The 17701-nt window shown below is 48.4% G+C and carries 18 protein-coding genes; 10 read left to right on the top strand and 8 right to left on the bottom strand.

Features of this window, described 5'->3' with window-relative positions; all coding sequences use genetic code 11:
* Positions 1–136: 136 nt before the first annotated feature.
* On the bottom strand, positions 137–1015 hold the full coding sequence (locus PSE6802_RS30085; RefSeq protein WP_019502384.1) for a Uma2 family endonuclease: 879 nt from the start codon (positions 1013–1015) through the stop codon (positions 137–139).
* Between the two features lie 238 nt (positions 1016–1253).
* Here PSE6802_RS30085 and PSE6802_RS0123005 point away from each other — a divergent pair, with 238 nt between their 5' ends.
* The 5 genes from PSE6802_RS0123005 to PSE6802_RS0122980 all read left to right on the top strand — a co-directional run bounded on the left by PSE6802_RS0123005 (position 1254) and on the right by PSE6802_RS0122980 (position 6471).
* A complete protein-coding gene (locus PSE6802_RS0123005) occupies positions 1254–1985 on the top strand; it encodes a GDSL-type esterase/lipase family protein (RefSeq protein ID WP_019502383.1) in 732 nt (243 codons plus the stop codon).
* A gap of 60 nt (positions 1986–2045) precedes the next feature.
* Positions 2046–2183, top strand: a complete 138-nt coding sequence (locus PSE6802_RS34340; protein WP_193372422.1) for a hypothetical protein — start codon at positions 2046–2048, stop codon at positions 2181–2183.
* Between the two features lie 1107 nt (positions 2184–3290).
* Entirely contained in the window at positions 3291–4403 is a 1113-nt protein-coding gene (locus PSE6802_RS0122990; RefSeq protein ID WP_019502380.1) for an S-(hydroxymethyl)glutathione dehydrogenase/class III alcohol dehydrogenase, read from the top strand.
* A gap of 10 nt (positions 4404–4413) precedes the next feature.
* Positions 4414–5259 carry an S-formylglutathione hydrolase gene (fghA, locus tag PSE6802_RS0122985; RefSeq protein ID WP_026103492.1) on the top strand — a complete coding sequence of 282 codons (846 nt, stop codon included), beginning with the start codon at positions 4414–4416 and terminating at the stop codon, positions 5257–5259.
* A 15-nt stretch (positions 5260–5274) separates the two neighbouring features.
* A complete protein-coding gene (locus PSE6802_RS0122980; protein ID WP_019502378.1) occupies positions 5275–6471 on the top strand; it encodes an ABC transporter substrate-binding protein in 1197 nt (398 codons plus the stop codon).
* Between the two features lie 72 nt (positions 6472–6543).
* Here PSE6802_RS0122980 and PSE6802_RS0122975 read toward each other — a convergent pair whose 3' ends face one another.
* Together PSE6802_RS0122975 and PSE6802_RS0122970 are read right to left on the bottom strand one after the other, a co-directional pair.
* Positions 6544–7134: a Uma2 family endonuclease gene (locus PSE6802_RS0122975; protein WP_019502377.1), complete on the bottom strand. Its 591-nt coding sequence runs from the start codon at positions 7132–7134 to the stop codon at positions 6544–6546.
* Between the two features lie 245 nt (positions 7135–7379).
* A complete protein-coding gene (locus PSE6802_RS0122970) occupies positions 7380–8252 on the bottom strand; it encodes an Rpn family recombination-promoting nuclease/putative transposase (RefSeq protein ID WP_019502376.1) in 873 nt (290 codons plus the stop codon).
* A gap of 150 nt (positions 8253–8402) precedes the next feature.
* Here PSE6802_RS0122970 and PSE6802_RS0122965 point away from each other — a divergent pair, with 150 nt between their 5' ends.
* Positions 8403–10532, top strand: a complete 2130-nt coding sequence (locus PSE6802_RS0122965) for a tetratricopeptide repeat protein (protein ID WP_225902702.1) — start codon at positions 8403–8405, stop codon at positions 10530–10532.
* A gap of 176 nt (positions 10533–10708) precedes the next feature.
* On the opposite strand, the gene PSE6802_RS0122960 is transcribed toward PSE6802_RS0122965, so the two are convergent.
* Together PSE6802_RS0122960 and PSE6802_RS0122955 are read right to left on the bottom strand one after the other, a co-directional pair.
* Positions 10709–11548: an IS5 family transposase gene (locus PSE6802_RS0122960; RefSeq protein ID WP_019498088.1), complete on the bottom strand. Its 840-nt coding sequence runs from the start codon at positions 11546–11548 to the stop codon at positions 10709–10711.
* A gap of 76 nt (positions 11549–11624) precedes the next feature.
* A complete protein-coding gene (locus PSE6802_RS0122955) occupies positions 11625–12017 on the bottom strand; it encodes an RHS repeat domain-containing protein (RefSeq protein WP_019502374.1) in 393 nt (130 codons plus the stop codon).
* A 55-nt stretch (positions 12018–12072) separates the two neighbouring features.
* Between PSE6802_RS0122955 and PSE6802_RS0122950 the strand changes: the two genes are divergently transcribed.
* The 4 genes from PSE6802_RS0122950 to PSE6802_RS33850 all read left to right on the top strand — a co-directional run bounded on the left by PSE6802_RS0122950 (position 12073) and on the right by PSE6802_RS33850 (position 14170).
* Positions 12073–13035 carry a Uma2 family endonuclease gene (locus tag PSE6802_RS0122950; protein ID WP_019502373.1) on the top strand — a complete coding sequence of 321 codons (963 nt, stop codon included), beginning with the start codon at positions 12073–12075 and terminating at the stop codon, positions 13033–13035.
* Between the two features lie 345 nt (positions 13036–13380).
* Positions 13381–13725, top strand: a complete 345-nt coding sequence (locus PSE6802_RS0122940) for a hypothetical protein (RefSeq protein WP_019502371.1) — start codon at positions 13381–13383, stop codon at positions 13723–13725.
* A complete protein-coding gene (locus PSE6802_RS0122935) occupies positions 13722–13931 on the top strand; it encodes a hypothetical protein (RefSeq protein ID WP_019502370.1) in 210 nt (69 codons plus the stop codon). Before PSE6802_RS0122940 ends, PSE6802_RS0122935 begins: the two co-directional genes overlap by 4 nt.
* Before the next feature lie 65 nt (positions 13932–13996).
* A complete protein-coding gene (locus PSE6802_RS33850) occupies positions 13997–14170 on the top strand; it encodes a hypothetical protein (protein ID WP_019502369.1) in 174 nt (57 codons plus the stop codon).
* A 405-nt stretch (positions 14171–14575) separates the two neighbouring features.
* Here the strand turns inward: PSE6802_RS33850 and PSE6802_RS30080 are convergent.
* The 3 genes from PSE6802_RS30080 to PSE6802_RS30070 form a co-directional block, all read right to left on the bottom strand.
* A protein-coding gene (locus tag PSE6802_RS30080) for an IS3 family transposase (RefSeq protein WP_412973437.1) occupies positions 14576–15711 on the bottom strand; the annotation gives its coding sequence in 2 pieces (ribosomal slippage) (positions 14576–15450 and positions 15450–15711; 1137 coding nt in all).
* Positions 15712–15828: 117 nt separating this feature from the next.
* Positions 15829–16676, bottom strand: a protein-coding gene (locus PSE6802_RS30075; protein ID WP_412973436.1) for an IS5 family transposase whose coding sequence is annotated in 2 segments (ribosomal slippage) — positions 15829–16319 and positions 16319–16676 — 849 coding nt in all. Because the reading frame shifts where the segments join, the coding sequence is not laid out codon by codon here.
* Positions 16645–17483 (bottom strand): IS5 family transposase gene (locus PSE6802_RS30070; RefSeq protein WP_156815411.1). Its coding sequence is split into 2 segments (ribosomal slippage): positions 16645–17135 and positions 17135–17483, totalling 840 coding nucleotides; the frame shifts between segments, so codons are not numbered across the junction. The genes PSE6802_RS30075 and PSE6802_RS30070 overlap by 32 nt, the downstream gene beginning before the upstream one ends.
* Positions 17484–17701 lie beyond the last annotated feature (218 nt).

The following is a 17701-nucleotide window of genomic DNA, read 5'->3' as shown; positions in this document are numbered from 1 at the left end:
CGGCCGTTCGCCCTTACGATTGGTATCCTATCAACCTGCAACTCCCTTAGTACATTTGGGGGTTAGCACATCTTAACTGACAGAGTATCTTCAGCGATCGCTAGAAATGTTTCAGCATGACGAGCGATTCCGTTCCTCAAAATGCTTCTACCTCTGCAACTGTCAGCCCTAGAGCTTCGGCAATTTGAGCTGAAGTCAAGCCCAGTGCTGATAAACGAGGAATTGCTTCTCGTCGAGCCTGCGCTTCAGCTATTGCTTGCCGTTCGGCCTGCTGTCTAGCTTGGGTTTCTTCCTGCAACTGCCGTTCGGCCTGCTGTCTGGCTTGAGCTTCTTCTCGTACCTGCTGTTCGGCTTGTTCGCTACGTTCTGCATCTGTGGGAATCCAGTTGCCCGATCGGTCGTACCATCGCAACCACTGTCCTTCAATCCCCTGATAGCGACCGGCCCACACACCTAAGCCTAGTTCTAATGGTTCAAACCAGTAGCGCAGCTCATCTAATTCGACAGATCGGTAACGCGCCTGTTCCAATACGAAGATGCGAAGTTGCTGTTCGTAGCGATCGAAAACGACATAGAAAGGAACCCTTAAAATCCGCTCGTACACTTCCCACTTCAGTGGTGGTTTCCCAATCTCTCGCACCTTCGACCCCAGATCCTCATCCTCTGTACCCGGAGATAGCAATTCCACCACCACAAAGGGATTTACGCTCTCTTGCCACACTACATAGCTCCAGCGCAGATTCTCAACGCGATCGCCTGCTGTCACCCCCAGTACCAAAAACCAGTCGGGGCGCTTGTACCACTGGGGGTGGCGACCATCGTAGTAGAGGTTTAAATCTGCGCCAATGAAAACTTCTTCAGGTGGATAAGCGATCGGCTTACAAGTTTCGCGTAGCAACTTGGGCTGAAAGTCATGGAATTCATCGGGCAAACCAGGTTCCTCCGGATCTTCGCTCGGCAAGTCATACATGGTTGGCATAGATTCCGCAGGCGATCGCGGATGCTGTTGATACATAGCGTCGTTCCTCACGATGTTGGAGGCGGATAGGCTCCATTTTAGCAAGCCTATACCTCTGCTACACCTGAATGCAGTAGAGCAGGAGTTTCTAACTGGCGGCAGATGACCTAGTCCGATTTTGCAAGAATAATTTGTAAGAATAATTACTTACTGACAATAGCTAGTTAGGGTACACTCTTTATACATCTATATAGAAATGTAAAGTTACGTAAAGCCCGTTACAATGAATTGCCCCATGCTAACCCTTTCTCTACCTTCTACAGCCAGGTCTGCCGATCGCTACGCTCAACCGCTCAAGGTTGTTGCGCTGGGGGACAGCCTGGTTTATGGCTTTGGCGATCCTGAAGGCGGCGGTTGGGTAGAGCGCCTGCGTCGGCAGTGGATGGCAGCCAGCGATGGCGGACACGTCCTCTACAATTTGGGTATTCGTGGCGATCGTACCTTCCAGGTCAGAGAACGGCTGGGCCAAGAATTTCGTTATCGGGGCGAACTGCGCAACCGCGTCCCCGATTTAATTATTCTGTCCGTTGGCATTAATGACTCGGCGCGTTTGGGTCGCTCTGATGGGCGTTCTTTTACCGATTTTGATGACTTCCAGGGAGAAATTAATAATTTGCTGGATGAGGCGAAGCAAATGTGCCCCGTTCTCTTTGTCGGCCTGGTTCCTGTCGATGAAACCAGGATGCCCTTCCTCGACTGCTTCTATTTCAACCATATCGACCAGTTCCGTTACAAGGAAGCGACAAAAAGTGCCTGCGCAGTTCGCCAGATTCCGTATTTGGACATTTTCGACCTTTGGATGTCGCGGGGAGAAAGTTGGTGGCGTTCTCGCCTCAGTTCCGATGGACTCCATCCTAATGTGGAGGGTTATCGCTCTCTGTGGGAAGATGTGACGAACTGGCATCCCATTGCTCAGATCGATCGGGATTATGAGAGAGATTGGTCGTCGGCGCCTGTTTTCTCTTAGATGTATTGCTTTGTTTAGCGATATCGATGCCTTAGTGCGATCGCTACCCAATCGGTCGGCATGGCTGAGGCGAGTCATCACCGAAGCAGCCCAACGGAAACTGATGGGAGGCGATCGGTCATGACTGTCGAACGCTGGACGGAAGAGACGCTAGACCGGTTTGCGGCAACGGTGGTAACTGCGATCGCGGCTAATTAATGAGTTAGTCAAAGCCAATGCTGAGGCGATTGCCAGGATAGAACAAGTACAGGCAGCTAATGCCGAACGAGCTAATCGCATTGACGAGCAAATAGAGGATCTTACAGCGGTAACCCAGGCGATTGGTAGGGATTTAGCGCAATAAATGTGCTGCGCTCAATCGCATGATTCAGATCGCTAAACCCGATAGCTACAAGGTTGAGGCTTAATTCTAGAAAGATATCAAGGCGAATCTGTCCGTTTTTCAATCATGCAACAAAGCCAGTTAGAGCAAGAAAATACCTCGGCTACTGACATCTTATACGGATCGTATTTCGTTGCAGATACAGGACTGATACCTGCAATAAATAAAGTTACAACTATTGCTAGAGATAATATCAATCTCAACATCGAACTTCACCACCCGCTCCTCATTAATGGAACAGTCAAATAAACAGATTCAAAAACGGATCTCCTACCCCATCGCGATTAGACGGAACATGGAAAAGATGAGATCGCTCTCCAAAGGCTCGCATAGCCTCTCGAACACTTATCTTGGAAGAGCAGGCAGATATAGTCTCGGAATAGTGAATAATACTAAGGGAACAAGCAATTTGATGTCTAGAGCTAAATCTAATCCATCAAAAACTTACCTATCAAAACCCTACCTCCCCTAAGAAATTTGTCAATACCTAAAAGATTAAGCTTTGGATAAGGAGGTGCGATCGCCACGATCGACTAAGGGTAGCAAAAGTGCGCCCCCAGTCCAGGTGATTTCTCTTACCCCCTACACTCAAACTCCTCAAAACTGTTGACAGATGGGAGTTGCTATCAAAAAATGATTTGACACCTGGGTAGATAAATTTGTTGAAGCCATGTCTACTCTAGCGTCTTTATTAAGTTAAATCAATAGCGATATACAAATCGCGAAATAAGAGCTATGGGATTAGGAGAGCTTAAGCTCGGAAATTGAGAGAAAGAAACCAAAGCTGCCTATTAAGTGCCCCCCTGAGAATTTTATAGTGCCTTAAGCATCGTACTGCCAGACACGGTAGATAATTAAGCAAGCGATCGCTACGCGCGATCGCTTAACCCAAATTACAAAAGCATCGATTCTGGAGTAAGGCTATGGATGTAAAAGCAGCAGTTGCCTTTGGCGCAGGTCAACCGCTCAAAATTGAGACGGTGCAGCTAGAACCGCCTAAAGCAGGAGAGGTACTGGTCGAAATCAAGGCGACGGGTGTTTGCCATACCGATGCCTTTACGCTTTCTGGAGCCGATCCCGAAGGACTATTCCCCACAATTTTAGGTCACGAAGGCGCGGGTGTGGTGGTAGAAGTAGGTGCGGGAGTCACTAGCCTCAAAGAGGGCGATCGCGTCATTCCTCTCTATACGCCAGAATGCCGTCAGTGCAAATTCTGTCTCAGTCGCAAAACCAATCTCTGTCAGGCAATTCGCAGTACGCAGGGGCGCGGTCTTATGCCCGATGGCACCAGTCGCTTCTCCCTCGATGGTAAAATGCTGCATCACTACATGGGCACCTCTACTTTTGCCAACTACACCGTGCTGCCCGAAATTGCCCTTGCCAAGATTCGCGACGACGCTCCATTTGAGAAGGTTTGCTATATCGGCTGCGGCGTTACCACAGGGATTGGGGCGGTGATATATACGGCGAAGGTCGAACCAGGAGCGAACGTGGTGGTATTCGGTTTGGGCGGTATCGGACTGAACGTAATTCAGGGTGCTCGCATGGTGGGAGCAGATAAGATTATCGGCGTGGATATCAATCCGGCCAAGCGCGAACTGGCGGAGAAGTTCGGCATGACCCATTTCGTCAACCCGTTAGAAGTGGGTGACGATCTGGTTCCTTATCTGGTGAATTTGACCGATGGCGGTGCCGATTACAGTTTTGAATGTATTGGCAACGTGCATGTCATGCGTCAAGCATTGGAATGCTGCCATAAAGGGTGGGGTGTGAGTGTGATTATTGGCGTGGCGGGGGCGGGACAGGAAATTAGTACGCGACCCTTTCAGTTAGTGACGGGTCGCGTTTGGAAAGGGTCGGCATTCGGCGGTGCTAGGGGTCGTACGGATGTCCCTAAAATTGTCGATTGGTACATGGATGGCAAAATCGATATCGACAGTCTGATTACCCACGTCATGCCCCTAGAGAAAATCAACGATGCCTTCGATCTGATGCACAAGGGCGAATCCATTCGCAGCGTTATCACTTTCTCGTAATAGTAAATGTATGTCTATCCCTCTAAATCTAACATCGGAGCATCAATGTTATGGCGGCACGGTTGGGCTCTATCGACATCGATCGCAGGTTTGCAACGGTGAGATGAGATTCTCCATTTATCAACCACCGCAGGCGAAATTGCAGTCCGTGCCAGTACTTTACTTTCTTTCCGGTTTAACCTGTACCGAAGAGAATTTTATGGCTAAAGCGGGAGCGCAACAATTTGCGGCGGAGTACGGTTTGATGCTTGTCGTGCCCGATACCAGTCCGCGCCAGACGGGTATTGCTGGCGAAGACGATGACTGGGATTTTGGTGCGGGGGCGGGTTTTTACGTTGACGCTACCGCACATCCCTGGCGATCGCATTACAACATGTATTCCTACGTTACCGATGAATTACCCGCTTTGATTGCTGCTAATTTTCCAATCCAGAGCGAACGGCAAGGTATTTGCGGTCATTCCATGGGCGGACACGGAGCGCTGGTTTGCGCTTTGCGCAACCCCGATCGCTATCGTTCGGTTTCGGCGTTTGCTCCCATTGTCGCTCCCATGCAATGTCCTTGGGGTAACAAGGCGCTTGCAGGTTATCTCGGTGAGAATCGGGAGAATTGGCGTGCCTACGATGCTAGTGAATTAGTTCTGGAGCGACAGTTTCACGGCTCGATTCTCATCGATGTGGGAACGAGCGATCGCTTCCTAAACGAACAACTCAAACCCGAAATATTCGAGCAAGCCTGCGCCAAGGTGGGGCAACCCTTGATTTTGCGGCGACAGAAGGGTTACGATCACAGCTACTACTTTATCTCTACTTTTATGGAGGATCATATCCGCCATCACGCCCAAGCTTTGCTTTAGACCCATACCAAACCCATGCTGAGACGGCAAGCGCTTTACATTCTGCTATCGCTAATTTGCGCGGTTTTATTTATTGCTTGCGATCGCAATATCCCTTCTCCCACCTCCAATGCAACTGGCAACATCCCGATTGGCATCGCCCTCGCTCAGACCAGCAACATTGCCCTGCTCGGTCAGGAATCGGTGGCGGGTGCCAAAATTGCGGGCGAATATTTCAATGCGAAGGGTGGTATTAATGGCGTGCCGATCGCGCTGATTTTTCAGGATGTGGGTGGCGATGAAACGAGCGCGATTAATGCTTTTCAAACGCTGATAGTTAAAGATGCGGTGGTGGGAATTGTGGGGCCATCATCTTCACAGCAGGCTTTCAGTGCCGATCCGGTCGCCGAACGCGCTAAGGTACCTGTCATCGGTGCTTCAAATACAGCCAAGGGCATACCGCAAATTGGGAATTATATCGCGCGCGTCTCCGCTCCCATTGCCGAAGTCGCTCCTAGCGCGATCGCGGCAGCTCTGAAGCTCGATCCCAACATCCAGCGCGTTGCCGTATTCTACGCGCAGAACGATGCATTTACGACCTCAGAGACAGAGATATTCCAGCAAGCAATAAAATCTCAAGGGTTGCAGCTAGTTACAGTGCAAAAATTTCAGACTACGGATACGGACTTCCAAACACAAGCCACCAGCGCGATCGATCTCAAACTGGATTTGATTGTAATTTCTGGTCTGGCAGCGGATGGGGGCAATTTGGTGAGACAGTTGCGCGAACTCGGTTATGGCAGAATTATCGTCGGTGGCAACGGACTGAATACCTCCAATCTGTTCGCGGTATGCAAAACACTGTGCGATGGCGTGTTAATCGCGCAAGCCTACAGTCCCGACTACGAAAATGAAATCAATCTCGCCTTTCGCCAGCTCTATCGCGATCGCTACCAGAAAGCACCGCCGCAGTTTAGCGCCCAGGCTTTCACCGCCGTTCAGGTATTTGTAGAAGCATTGCGATCGCTAGATCGCAGGCAAAAGCTCGGCCAATTCTTACTTGCGGACTTGCGGACGGCTTTGAACGAGCAACTTCTGAAAGGCACTTACAATACTCCCCTCGGAGAGATTGCCTTCACACCAGAAGGAGAGGTGCTGCAAAAGAATTTTTACGTAGCGCAGATAAAGATGGATGCGGATGGGAATAATGGCAGATTTGTCTTTTTGAAGTGACGAACACAGGATTTCTCAGATTGTAATTCATCCTTACTTGGTTAGGGCTACCGCATTGCTCGAGTCGCTATGCTAACTTCCTTTCAGGATTTGGGCAGCAGTCAATTCCAATCGACCTTCTGTCACCAGACCGCTCAACAATGGCGAGATGAGTCTTTGCTCGTCAGTATATACATGCTCCTCATACAGTCCCTCCACCCATTCCAATACGACTACCTGTTGCTGAATTGGATCGATAATCCAGTATTCTTTAATTCCCCTTGCCGCATACTCAGACCGTTTGTAACGATAATCGCGCTTCTCCTGGTTCGGGCTTACTACTTCCACTACTAACGATGGGGGTGGCATATCTATTAGGATAATCGAACGACTGGCTCCTTCAAGCGCGATCGCCAGTTCCTCGGATAGAATCAGTAGATCGGGTACGCGCACTGATAAACGCGTGCTGCTCACTACCACCTCAGTCTTCATTGTCAAGCGACTGGGAGAAATTCCTAGCTGGCTAAAATAAATCAGCAGAAATACTGCAATTCGTCGATTTATTTCGCTTTCAGCAGACATGTCAATCAACTCCCCATTCTCTAGTTCGTACAATGCATCAGTACCGTCATCGTAGTTGAGAAATTCCTCGAAGGTTAATAACTTTTGAGTTGCAACAGTCACTATCTTACCTCCAGCCAGGCTTCAGTATGTCGATCCTAACATTTTTCGCATCAATTACCTTAGCAGTTAGGGAATTGCTAACAAATAGTGTCCCTCCTCTAGGGGGCGTGTTAGGCGCTAGCCGTAACGCGCCGCTATTATTTTATTTCCGAGCAAATCCCGGTAGTGTTGCAAAAGTGTGGACACCTCATCTAGATACCCTGCTGTACAAGGGGTACCTGAACAGTAGCAACAAGTCTGAAACACTACCCCTCTAACCAACGATCTAAATCAGAGATATTCTCAAAATCTAGCATTGCTTCACCCAAATCTTCTAGTTGTTCGAGTTCGAGATTATCGATCGCTTGGATATAGCGATCGCTCAGCTTGCCAAAACGTTTGGAAAACAGACGCAGTAACAATCTTGCTTCGCCTTCTTGCCTGCCTTCTTGCCTGCCTTCTTGCCTGCCTTCTTGCCTGCCTTCTTGCCTGCCTTCTTGCATAGCCTCTTGATATACCCGCGTTTGCCTGATATCGCTTAGTTGAAACATCGCCTCTATCTCCTGCCGACTTAACTTAGAAAACTTCGACACTAAAACTGTCTCCAGCAATTCTATGATACCTTGCCGAACTGCTGCATCGGTAATCTCAATCCTGGTGCGTTGCATTATTTCTGTGACTAGTTCTGAGGCACGTTTCTCCTGACTGACGATTAGCTCAATCAAATTAATTGCGATTGACCCTGGGGGCAACTCGTCAAGGTAGATGCGGACGATCCGACCACTGGCAATCAATTCTTGCTGATAACCAGACAATGTCTCGGTTTCCAGGTTGCGTTTAGCAAATATGGCGACAGCCTGCCAATCTTGAACTGGTTTGTATTGATTGAGGTAGATATTAATTTCAGCAATCAGTTCCCAATAAAATTCCGACTTGTTTTGGCTCTGAACTTCCACAAAATAAATCGGTTTCTCCACGCTGTCGGGCATAAAGATGCCATCGAAGCGAAATGCTTTTTCTTTAACCTCGACTGAGGTGAATTGATAGCCGTCCGCATTCTCTACTGGTTGGCCGAGTAGTTCAAACAGCAGGGAGTGAAAAGTGATAAATAACTGGTAGAAGATCGTATCAGTTCGCATTGACGGATTTTAGCATGGAGAGGGACTTTGATGCGAAGTCGAGCTTGTCACCTCTTCATTGCAGGAGATCTATTTACTACCAATATTGGGCATAATCTAGACAATAATTCCTGCCTATTTACTTTGGTGGGTTTCACAATCGGAGGGAAAATGGGTGCAAATCAAGATGCCGCACGTATGCTGCTACAACAGGGGATAGGTTCCTTTCGCAGTGAGGAATATCAGGAATATCTCCATTCCTTCCTAAAGTTCGAGCGTGCATTGGAGCTGGAACCTGAGAATGCGGTATTGTGGGGCTGGCGGGGCATTGTCTTAACTAAAATGTGGTTGATATTGCCTCTCAATGACGATCGCAGGGCGCTATTACCCCCGCAGCATTCCGATACCTGGATCGCTGCTCAAGATTCTCTGACTTGGAAACCTGCGCTCGAACGAGAGAGAGCCGCCAGTTTCGATCGCCTTCTCGCAGTTCCACCTACAACCGCCGAACTCCATCAGGTGCGAGCGGAACATTCGCTATGGCTGGGCGATTGCATTCACAATAATCTGGAAGGTCGTACCAATGCCTATCTTGAAGCATTGCAGAGTATCGAACGGGCGATCGCCTTGGCACTTGACAATCCAGACATGTGGGTAACTCGTATCAAAGTATTAGAAAAACTAAGCCGCTTCGATGAGGCATATCAAAGTGCGGAGCGAGTTTTGGAACTGGTTCCTGAAGACTACATCAATTGGAATAAACGCGCATCTCTATTGTTGTGGAATTTGAGCCGACCTCAAGATGCTTTGAACTCCTACAATCGCGTCCTATTCCTAGCACCAGAAACAGACGGCACGCAAAGATTGAGAGCCTATCGCGGTCGCGGCATTGCCCTCGAACAACTGGGGCGAGATGAAGAAGCTTTAGAGAGTTACGAGCGATCGCTCCAATATGGTGGTAGCGACAGTCACAGTCGCGCCAAGCAATTACGGCAAAAGATTCAAATTAAACAACTAGAAGAAAGAACGCAGGCGCATCCCGACGACTGGGAAGCGTGGTATGCCAGAGGGAAGGAATCTTCCAAACAAGAGGATCGGGCGGCAGCAGTTCAATTCTACGACCGCGCCCTGGCGATCCAGCCCGATCTCGCTGAAGTATGGCTCGATCGCGGTACTTCACTATTCGAGCTAGGCCGCTACAATGACGTACTTGCCAGTTGCGATCGCGCGATCGCGCTCGACGAACGTAATGCCAAAATTTGGATTTTGCACGGCTTGGCGCTACGTGCTTTGAAATGCTATGACGATGCGATCGCTGCTTTCGATCGCGCCCTAGAGCATTCTCTCTCAGACGATTCGCTAGCGAGCGATGCCTGGTGCAAACGGGGCGATACCCTGTTCCGCTTACAACGTTATGAAGATGCGATCGCGAGTTACACACGGGCGGCTGCGGTTGCTACCATAGGAACCCAGCAACTAGAATGGATTAATTACAAGCGCGGTGTGGCGGCGATCGAACTGGAACGATTTGAAGAAGCTTTCATCTGTCATTACCTGGAGGGTAATTTTAACTCTGAGGAGTTACAGAATGTGGCGCAATGGTTGACCGAACCTGCACTCTGGAGCCATTGGGGCAACAAGTTGATCTGCAACAACGATGACAGCTACACCGCTGCGATTATCGTACTTTCTAAAGCCCTAGATCTCGGTGCCGATCCCGCGACGCAGTTAGAACATCGCGCCTATGCCTTTCTCAAACTGGAACGCTACACTGAGGCGGTATCGGACTACGAGCGGCTGCTGGCACTCAAACCCGAAGATCGCGATGCCTGGTTCAACCGCGCCTGGTCGTTGAAATCGCTGAAACGCTACGAAGAAGCTCTAGAAAGCTACGATCGCGCGATCGCACTCCTGCCCGAACCCTATGCTCATTACCATCACGGCAGCATTCTGGTAGAACTGCATCGCTATGATGAAGCTCTGATTAGCTACGATCGCGGTCTTGCCATCGATGTCAATCACCACCCATCTTTCTACGGCAAAGCGTTGCTCTGCGCTATCCAGGATAAGGCTGAGGATGCAATCGCCAATCTCACTCAAGCTATAGAAATTATCGCTACCAAAAAGTCCAATTCGATATGGCCTTATCACGACATCGTGGCTGGCGAGCCGCGATTCGATCTAATCCGCGATCGCCCTGAATTCCAGAATTTGATGGCGCGATCGCAGGAAGCTGTAAACGCTATCTTCGGCCTTCCATCTGGATTCTATCCCACTTATCCTTCAGGTAATCGATCGTGAAAATTGTCAAGCGCTCTGCAACCGAGCCGATCTTATCCAGAATGAATTTAGAGGTGCGATCGATGCTAATCGTACTACCAACTGTCATTTATTTAATGGGTTTCTGCAAGAAATTTCGGAGGTGTATGCTTGCATTTATGAGTTTTTAGACGAGAATAAATTAGACCTCTTGCAAATTAGCCAACTGAGGAGCCTTGAGAGCGTTCAAAATTGTAGAGACCAGCAATTAGATTGCAACGCAAACCAAAGCGGTGACGACGATTGCGATAGCGTCCAGATAAGATGCGGAAGATCTTCAAGCGGCGATTAACATGCTCAATGCCAACCCGTTGGCGCGCAAGTTGGCGGTTGAACGCTTTCTGCTCAGGCGTAAGCTGACCACCTTTCGGTTTCTTGTGGGGTAAGCGGCAGTAGAGATGCAGTTTCTGGATGCCTTGATAACCCTTGTCCTGCAAACTCTCGGTTTGAGGATGGAAATGGATGCCAGAAGCTTTGAACAGCTTGAAATCATGCCGTCGCCCCTTGCCGAAAAACGTACAGATAATCTGCCCAGTAAGAGCGTCAATTATGAGTTGACATTTGAGCGTGTGCCCTTTCTGTTTGCCGCTATAAAAGGCACGTTGGTGCCGCTTAGGACGCTCAATGCGAGTTTCAGTCACATCAACGATCGCGACTGTAGGTATCCCAAAGCCCCGCACCAACTGGCGCTTCCCAGGTAGTCGAAAGCGACGTGAGCGGATTAAAGTCTCCTCTACCCAATGCACTATTCGACAAACTGTAGACTCGCTGATGCCCCAACTAGTGGCGATGTGAAAGTAGGTGCGATATTCCCGCCAATACTCGAAGGCAACCAATATGCGGTCTTCTAGTCCGAGTTTAGGCTTGGCTCCAGGTGTTGGCGTTGCTCGCCACTCTGGTTTAAGCACTTTCACAATTGCTTTGAACGTATTAGTCTCGATACCAAATCGACGCTTAAAGTGTGCAGCAGGTAGGGTTTGCGCTATTATATAGTTCATCATCAGGACGCTTTTTCGTTATTGCTATGTCCTGATATTTTCCTATCTTGGGGTTCTTTGGCAACTCAACCTCAACCTAATCTGCAAGAGGTCTATTGCCTGTCGCGTCGTAACCGTATGTCATCAGGACGTTCGGACTACCCGCCGTGCCAGCATTGTTGACTGAGAGCAAGCGCCCGTTGGGGTCGTAGTTGTAAGCGTAGGTGGCATCTGGATCGCTAATGTTGGTTAGCTGTCCTGTCGCATCGTAAGTGGAAGTGGTGGTACGTCCCGTTCCCACCCATGTCTCGGTCGTGAGGCGATTGAGGGGGTCGTAGGTGAAGCGGCGGGTTTTGCCATTGCGGTCTGTGATGCCCGTGCGGTTACCCTGTGCGTCATAGGTGTAGGTACGATTTGCTCCGTAGGCGTTGGTTTCAGAGATGAGGCGGCGGAACGCTTTCGGCACGAAATCGCCTGCAGATACGGTCACTACAGCCAGAACTATGGCAGAATGAAGCTAATGTAACTAAGAGTGGCAGAAACCTATGACTACTCTAGCCTCTGAACAACTCCGCTTGCCTACAGCCGCAGAACTGCCCGACTCCGATGACACTCCCGTGGATAACGAACTCCAGAACGATACCCCCAATATCCTGCTAGAGATACTGCGGTGGATTTGGCGCGATCGCTCGGACTGGTATTGGGGTGTTGATATGGGTGTCTACTACGAACCTGACCTCGAACAGCCTGAAAATTCCAAGGCAATTGTGCCTGATGGTTTTCTGGCTTTGGGTGTGGCGCAACGAAGACCGGATAAAGATGGACGCTCTAGTTATCCGCTGTGGCAGGAGAAGGTACCGATTTTAGTTTTAGAAGTAGTTTCTAAGACCTATAACGGGGAATACGATGACAAGGTCACCAAGTATCAGGATTTAGGGGTTTTGTACTATGTAATTTACAACCCGTTTAGTGGCAAAAGACCGTACAAAAAACGTCAATTCATGGACGTATACAAGTTAGTTGATGGCAAGTATGAGTTGATGCCCTTGGCGATCCTGCCAGACGGGGGACGCATGGTATGGCTGAATGAAATTGGGTTGGGGATTGGCTACGAGCAAGGGATGCGAGGGGATTGGGAACGCGATTGGCTGTATTGGTACGATCGCTCTGGCGTAAAATACCCGACAGATTCAGAACGTGCAGCCCAAGAAAAATTGGCGAAAGAGCAAGCTGAACTGGCTAAACAACAAGCTGAAGCGATTGCCGAACAAGAACGTCAAGAAAAATTACAAGAACGTTTAGCTAAACAACAAGCCGAAGCGATCGCCACCCAAGAACGTCAAGAAAAATTACAAGAGCGTATAGCTAAACAAGAAGCTGAAGCGATCGCCATTCAAGCAAATTTAGCTAAACAAGAAGCTGAAGCGATCGCCCAACAAGAACGTCAAGAAAAAGAGAGACTTGCTGCTTACTTGCGGTCTTTGGGCATAAATCCTAATGAAATTTGATGAAGCGATCGCTATTCCAAAAAGTTTATCCCATAAAAACAGCGATCGCTCTGCAAATATTCCTTGATGGCGATCGCTGGCTGACCGAAAACTAAAATGCGATCGCTGATGCCCGTGCGGTTGCCTGCGGCATCGTAAGTATAGGTGCGGGTTGCTCCTGATGCATTGGTTTCAGAGATGAGGCGTCGGAACGCATTCGGAACGAAATCGTTGCAGAAACACCATCTTGCCTGGCCGAATTGTCACCACTAGGTCAGGATCTGAATCCAAGTTAGTGGATTTTTTGCCGAGCGATCGCTATGCGGGTAAAGTTTACAAAGAAGTGAGATCGCGCAAGATTCATAGATGGCTAAGATTCCTGAAGAGACTATCGAAACTATCTGGTTGTTAAAACGCCAATTTTTAGAAATTGTCGATCGAGCAACAGCAACTGAGTTTATATTGTTTGAGACCTTTGGGGAGACAGAAGCAACGCAGCCATACCTTGAGGAACTGCAAAATGTTGTAGAGGAGTCAATTTCGTCATTTACTCAGTTATCGACATTTCAGATCCAAGTTTCACAAGCTCAACCTTTTGCTTCTGCTGATATGCTAAATTTGATGGCAAGGATGATTCCTCGGTTTCAAGCAAGAATTCCTGCTTTAGAACGTAGCATCCAAGAGGCAATAGTTGACTGGAATTTGTCATGATCGAGCAACCACGTATTCCAAATCCTGAAACGCGCGATCGCGGTCTAGCTAATTTAAGGCGATCGCGCTTAGAACTGAAAGAATTAAACCTGGAGTTGGCTGCGCTTAACGCTAGGCTAGGACTGGAAATTTGCCAACGCAAGTCAGAACGAGTTAGGAAAACCCTGGATAAAGAGGATGAGCAAAAGTCTGTAAGGCAATGTTAAAAGTAATCTCACCGACGATCTTGTAACTTGGTTGCAGAATTAGTCATAAAATCTCATGGCAATCTATGCGATCGCTGTTCACAATCATAAAAGCGATCGCCATTCAAGATCATAAGATCGCCCTACAAGAAAAACTAGCTAAAGAACAAGCCGAAGCGATCTCCATCCAAGAACGTCAAGAAAAGGAAAGACTAGCAGCATACCTCAGATCGCTTGGGGTAAATCCTAATGACATTTAAAGGCGATCGCTGGTTACAGGAAAATCAGTAAGTCTGAAGTGGACCCAATCGCCTGAACAACTTTGAGGGATCTCTAAGCTCTGAGAAATTGAGATCTCTAATTTCCTCATCAAGTGGTTTTAGGAAAGAGACTGATCAGAATTTTGTGTAAGCGGTCTAGAATCACAAAAATCAAGGAGACCGCAACATGTGAAGTGGCTCCAATCGCCTGAACAACTTTGAGGGATCTCTAAGCTCTGAGAAATTGAGATCTCTAATTTCCTCATCAAGTGGTTTTAGGAAATGATTCTCCAGTGGAGACACTACCTGAAAGCCTTTCCCAGTAAACAAGTTCTGGGGTGCGATAATTCAATGCTTGATGCGGACGCTCTTGATTATATAGCGTTTTTCAATTGAGAACAGGTTTTATTGACGGGGTGAAGGGGTGAAACCCCTTCTTGGGGGCAACGCCCCAAACCCCCTTCTCGTTTTCAGATGAAAACCGCTATACCAATTAAACCATTTTCGTACTTCCTTATTCAAATGAATACCATCTTCGAAAGCGATTAAGTAAATCAACTCGTATTTCAGCGATCGCCACAACCGTTCGATGAAAATGTTGTCGTAAAACCGTCCACGCCCATCCATGCTGATTTGCACTCCAGAGGCTTTCAGACATCCTGTAAAGGCATTTGCGGTAAACTGACTGCCTCGATCCGAGTTAAAAATCTCAGGACTGCCATACTGAGCAATTGCCTCCTGCAAGGCTTCAATGCAAAACCTTACTTCTAAGGTGTTTGAAATCCGCCAAGACAAGACTTTCCGACTGTACCAGTCCATCATTGCCACGAGATAGAAATGCCCTTTCAGTACTGGCAAATAGGTGATATCAGTACACCAGACCTGATTGGCGTCGGTAATAGCTAATCCACGCAGCAGATAGGGATATACCTGATGCTCTGGATGTGCCTGGCTTAAACGGGGCTTGGGATAAATCGCTGCTATCCCCAACTGACGCATCAACCGTTGTACCCGTTTGCGATTCACCTCATGACCTTGTTGGCGCAGCACTACGGTCATGCGACGACTACCATAAAATGGTGTTTCTAAGTATTGCTGGTCAATCAGCTTTAACAATCTCAACTCTTCCTCTGTGGGTGCTTGCGGTTGATAGTAGAAGCTGGAACGAGCAATCCCTAGCAATTGGCATTGCCGCACCATACTCAGTTCACAATGGTCAGACACTACCAGGGCTTTGCGTTCTTCAACCCCAACTGTGCTGACCTGTTGGCTAAAAAATCCCGTTCTACCTTCAACTGTCCGATCTGACGATATAACTCGTCAATCTCGGCTTGTTGGCTCTCATCAGCTTTATGCGCCCCACTACTTTTCTCAAACAGGCTAATGGCTTCATCCAGCAACTGTCGTTTCCAGTTGTTAATCAGCGTTGCATGAACTTCATACTGACTTACCAATTCCGAGATGGTCTTCTCGCCCCGAATCGCTTCCAGGGCAACTTTCGCTTTGAATTGCGGATTGTACTGCTTGCGTTTGTTACTCATGAACTACTCCTATCATTATTTTGTGTGGTTCAGAGCTTAACCCCCTGTCCAGTTTTTGGGGTCCACCTCAGGTCATAGCTGTTAAATTCAGGAATTTGATAATAGACCTCTTGCAAATTAGCCAACTGAGGAGCCTTGAGAGCGTTCAAAATTGTAGAGACCAGCAATTAGATTGCAACGCAAACCAAAGCGGTGACGACGATTGCGATAGCGTCCAGATAAGATGCGGAAGATCTTCAAGCGGCGATTAACATGCTCAATGCCAACCCGTTGGCGCGCAAGTTGGCGGTTGAACGCTTTCTGCTCAGGCGTAAGCTGACCACCTTTCGGTTTCTTGTGGGGTAAGCGGCAGTAGAGATGCAGTTTCTGGATGCCTTGATAACCCTTGTCCTGCAAACTCTCGGTTTGAGGATGGAAATGGATGCCAGAAGCTTTGAACAGCTTGAAATCATGCCGTCGCCCCTTGCCGAAAAACGTACAGATAATCTGCCCAGTAAGAGCGTCAATTATGAGTTGACATTTGAGCGTGTGCCCTTTCTGTTTGCCGCTATAAAAGGCACGTTGGTGCCGCTTAGGACGCTCAATGCGAGTTTCAGTCACATCAACGTCGCGACTGTAGGTATCCCAAAGCCCCGCACCAACTGGCGCTTCCCAGGTAGTCGAAAGCGACGTGAGCGGATTAAAGTCTCCTCTACCCAATGCACTATTCGACAAACTGTAGACTCGCTGATGCCCCAACTAGTGGCGATGTGAAAGTAGGTGCGATATTCCCGCCAATACTCGAAGGCAACCAATATGCGGTCTTCTAGTCCGAGTTTAGGCTTGGCTCCAGGTGTTGGCGTTGCTCGCCACTCTGGTTTAAGCACTTTCACAATTGCTTTGAACGTATTAGTCTCGATACCAAATCGACGCTTAAAGTAGACCTCTTGCAAATTAGCCAACTGAGGAGCCTTGAGAGCGTTCAAAATTGTAGAGACCAGCAATTAGATTGCAACGCAAACCAAAGCGGTGACGACGATTGCGATAGCGTCCAGATAAGATGCGGAAGATCTTCAAGCGGCGATTAACATGCTCAATGCCAACCCGTTGGCGCGCAAGTTGGCGGTTGAACGCTTTCTGCTCAGGCGTAAGCTGACCACCTTTCGGTTTCTTGTGGGGTAAGCGGCAGTAGAGATGCAGTTTCTGGATGCCTTGATAACCCTTGTCCTGCAAACTCTCGGTTTGAGGATGGAAATGGATGCCAGAAGCTTTGAACAGCTTGAAATCATGCCGTCGCCCCTTGCCGAAAAACGTACAGATAATCTGCCCAGTAAGAGCGTCAATTATGAGTTGACATTTGAGCGTGTGCCCTTTCTGTTTGCCGCTATAAAAGGCACGTTGGTGCCGCTTAGGACGCTCAATGCGAGTTTCAGTCACATCAACGTCGCGACTGTAGGTATCCCAAAGCCCCGCACCAACTGGCGCTTCCCAGGTAGTCGAAAGCGACGTGAGCGGATTAAAGTCTCCTCTACCCAATGCACTATTCGACAAACTGTAGACTCGCTGATGCCCCAACTAGTGGCGATGTGAAAGTAGGTGCGATATTCCCGCCAATACTCGAAGGCAACCAATATGCGGTCTTCTAGTCCGAGTTTAGGCTTGGCTCCAGGTGTTGGCGTTGCTCGCCACTCTGGTTTAAGCACTTTCACAATTGCTTTGAACGTATTAGTCTCGATACCAAATCGACGCTTAAAGTGTGCAGCAGGTAGGGTTTGCGCTATTATATAGTTCATCATCAGGACGCTTTTTCGTTATTGCTATGTCCTGATATTTTCCTATCTTGGGGTTCTTTGGCAACTCAACCTCAACCTAATCTGCAAGAGGTCTAGTGTGCAGCAGGTAGGGTTTGCGCTATTATATAGTTCATCATCAGGACGCTTTTTCGTTATTGCTATGTCCTGATATTTTCCTATCTTGGGGTTCTTTGGCAACTCAACCTCAACCTAATCTG

The sequence above is a fragment of the Pseudanabaena sp. PCC 6802 genome, assembly GCF_000332175.1.
Taxonomy (GTDB): domain Bacteria; phylum Cyanobacteriota; class Cyanobacteriia; order Pseudanabaenales; family Pseudanabaenaceae; genus PCC-6802.
Note: the sequence above shows the minus strand (reverse complement) of the source record. Positions and strands in the feature narration are given on the sequence as shown.

Excerpts from the sequence above, each read along its gene's own strand:
- PSE6802_RS0122960 (WP_019498088.1), bottom strand. The coding sequence starts at position 11,548 with ATGAACTATATAATAGCGCAAACCCTACCTGCTGCACACTTTAAGCGT.
- PSE6802_RS0123005 (WP_019502383.1), top strand. The coding sequence starts at position 1,254 with ATGCTAACCCTTTCTCTACCTTCTACAGCCAGGTCTGCCGATCGCTAC.
- PSE6802_RS0122950 (WP_019502373.1), top strand. The coding sequence starts at position 12,073 with ATGACTACTCTAGCCTCTGAACAACTCCGCTTGCCTACAGCCGCAGAA.
- PSE6802_RS0122935 (WP_019502370.1), top strand. The coding sequence starts at position 13,722 with ATGATCGAGCAACCACGTATTCCAAATCCTGAAACGCGCGATCGCGGT.
- PSE6802_RS30085 (WP_019502384.1), bottom strand. The coding sequence starts at position 1,015 with ATGTATCAACAGCATCCGCGATCGCCTGCGGAATCTATGCCAACCATG.
- PSE6802_RS0122965 (WP_225902702.1), top strand. The coding sequence starts at position 8,403 with ATGGGTGCAAATCAAGATGCCGCACGTATGCTGCTACAACAGGGGATA.
- PSE6802_RS0122980 (WP_019502378.1), top strand. The coding sequence starts at position 5,275 with ATGCTGAGACGGCAAGCGCTTTACATTCTGCTATCGCTAATTTGCGCG.
- fghA (WP_026103492.1), top strand. The coding sequence starts at position 4,414 with ATGTCTATCCCTCTAAATCTAACATCGGAGCATCAATGTTATGGCGGC.
- PSE6802_RS34340 (WP_193372422.1), top strand. The coding sequence starts at position 2,046 with ATGGCTGAGGCGAGTCATCACCGAAGCAGCCCAACGGAAACTGATGGG.
- PSE6802_RS0122990 (WP_019502380.1), top strand. The coding sequence starts at position 3,291 with ATGGATGTAAAAGCAGCAGTTGCCTTTGGCGCAGGTCAACCGCTCAAA.
- PSE6802_RS33850 (WP_019502369.1), top strand. The coding sequence starts at position 13,997 with ATGCGATCGCTGTTCACAATCATAAAAGCGATCGCCATTCAAGATCAT.
- PSE6802_RS0122970 (WP_019502376.1), bottom strand. The coding sequence starts at position 8,252 with ATGCGAACTGATACGATCTTCTACCAGTTATTTATCACTTTTCACTCC.
- PSE6802_RS0122940 (WP_019502371.1), top strand. The coding sequence starts at position 13,381 with ATGGCTAAGATTCCTGAAGAGACTATCGAAACTATCTGGTTGTTAAAA.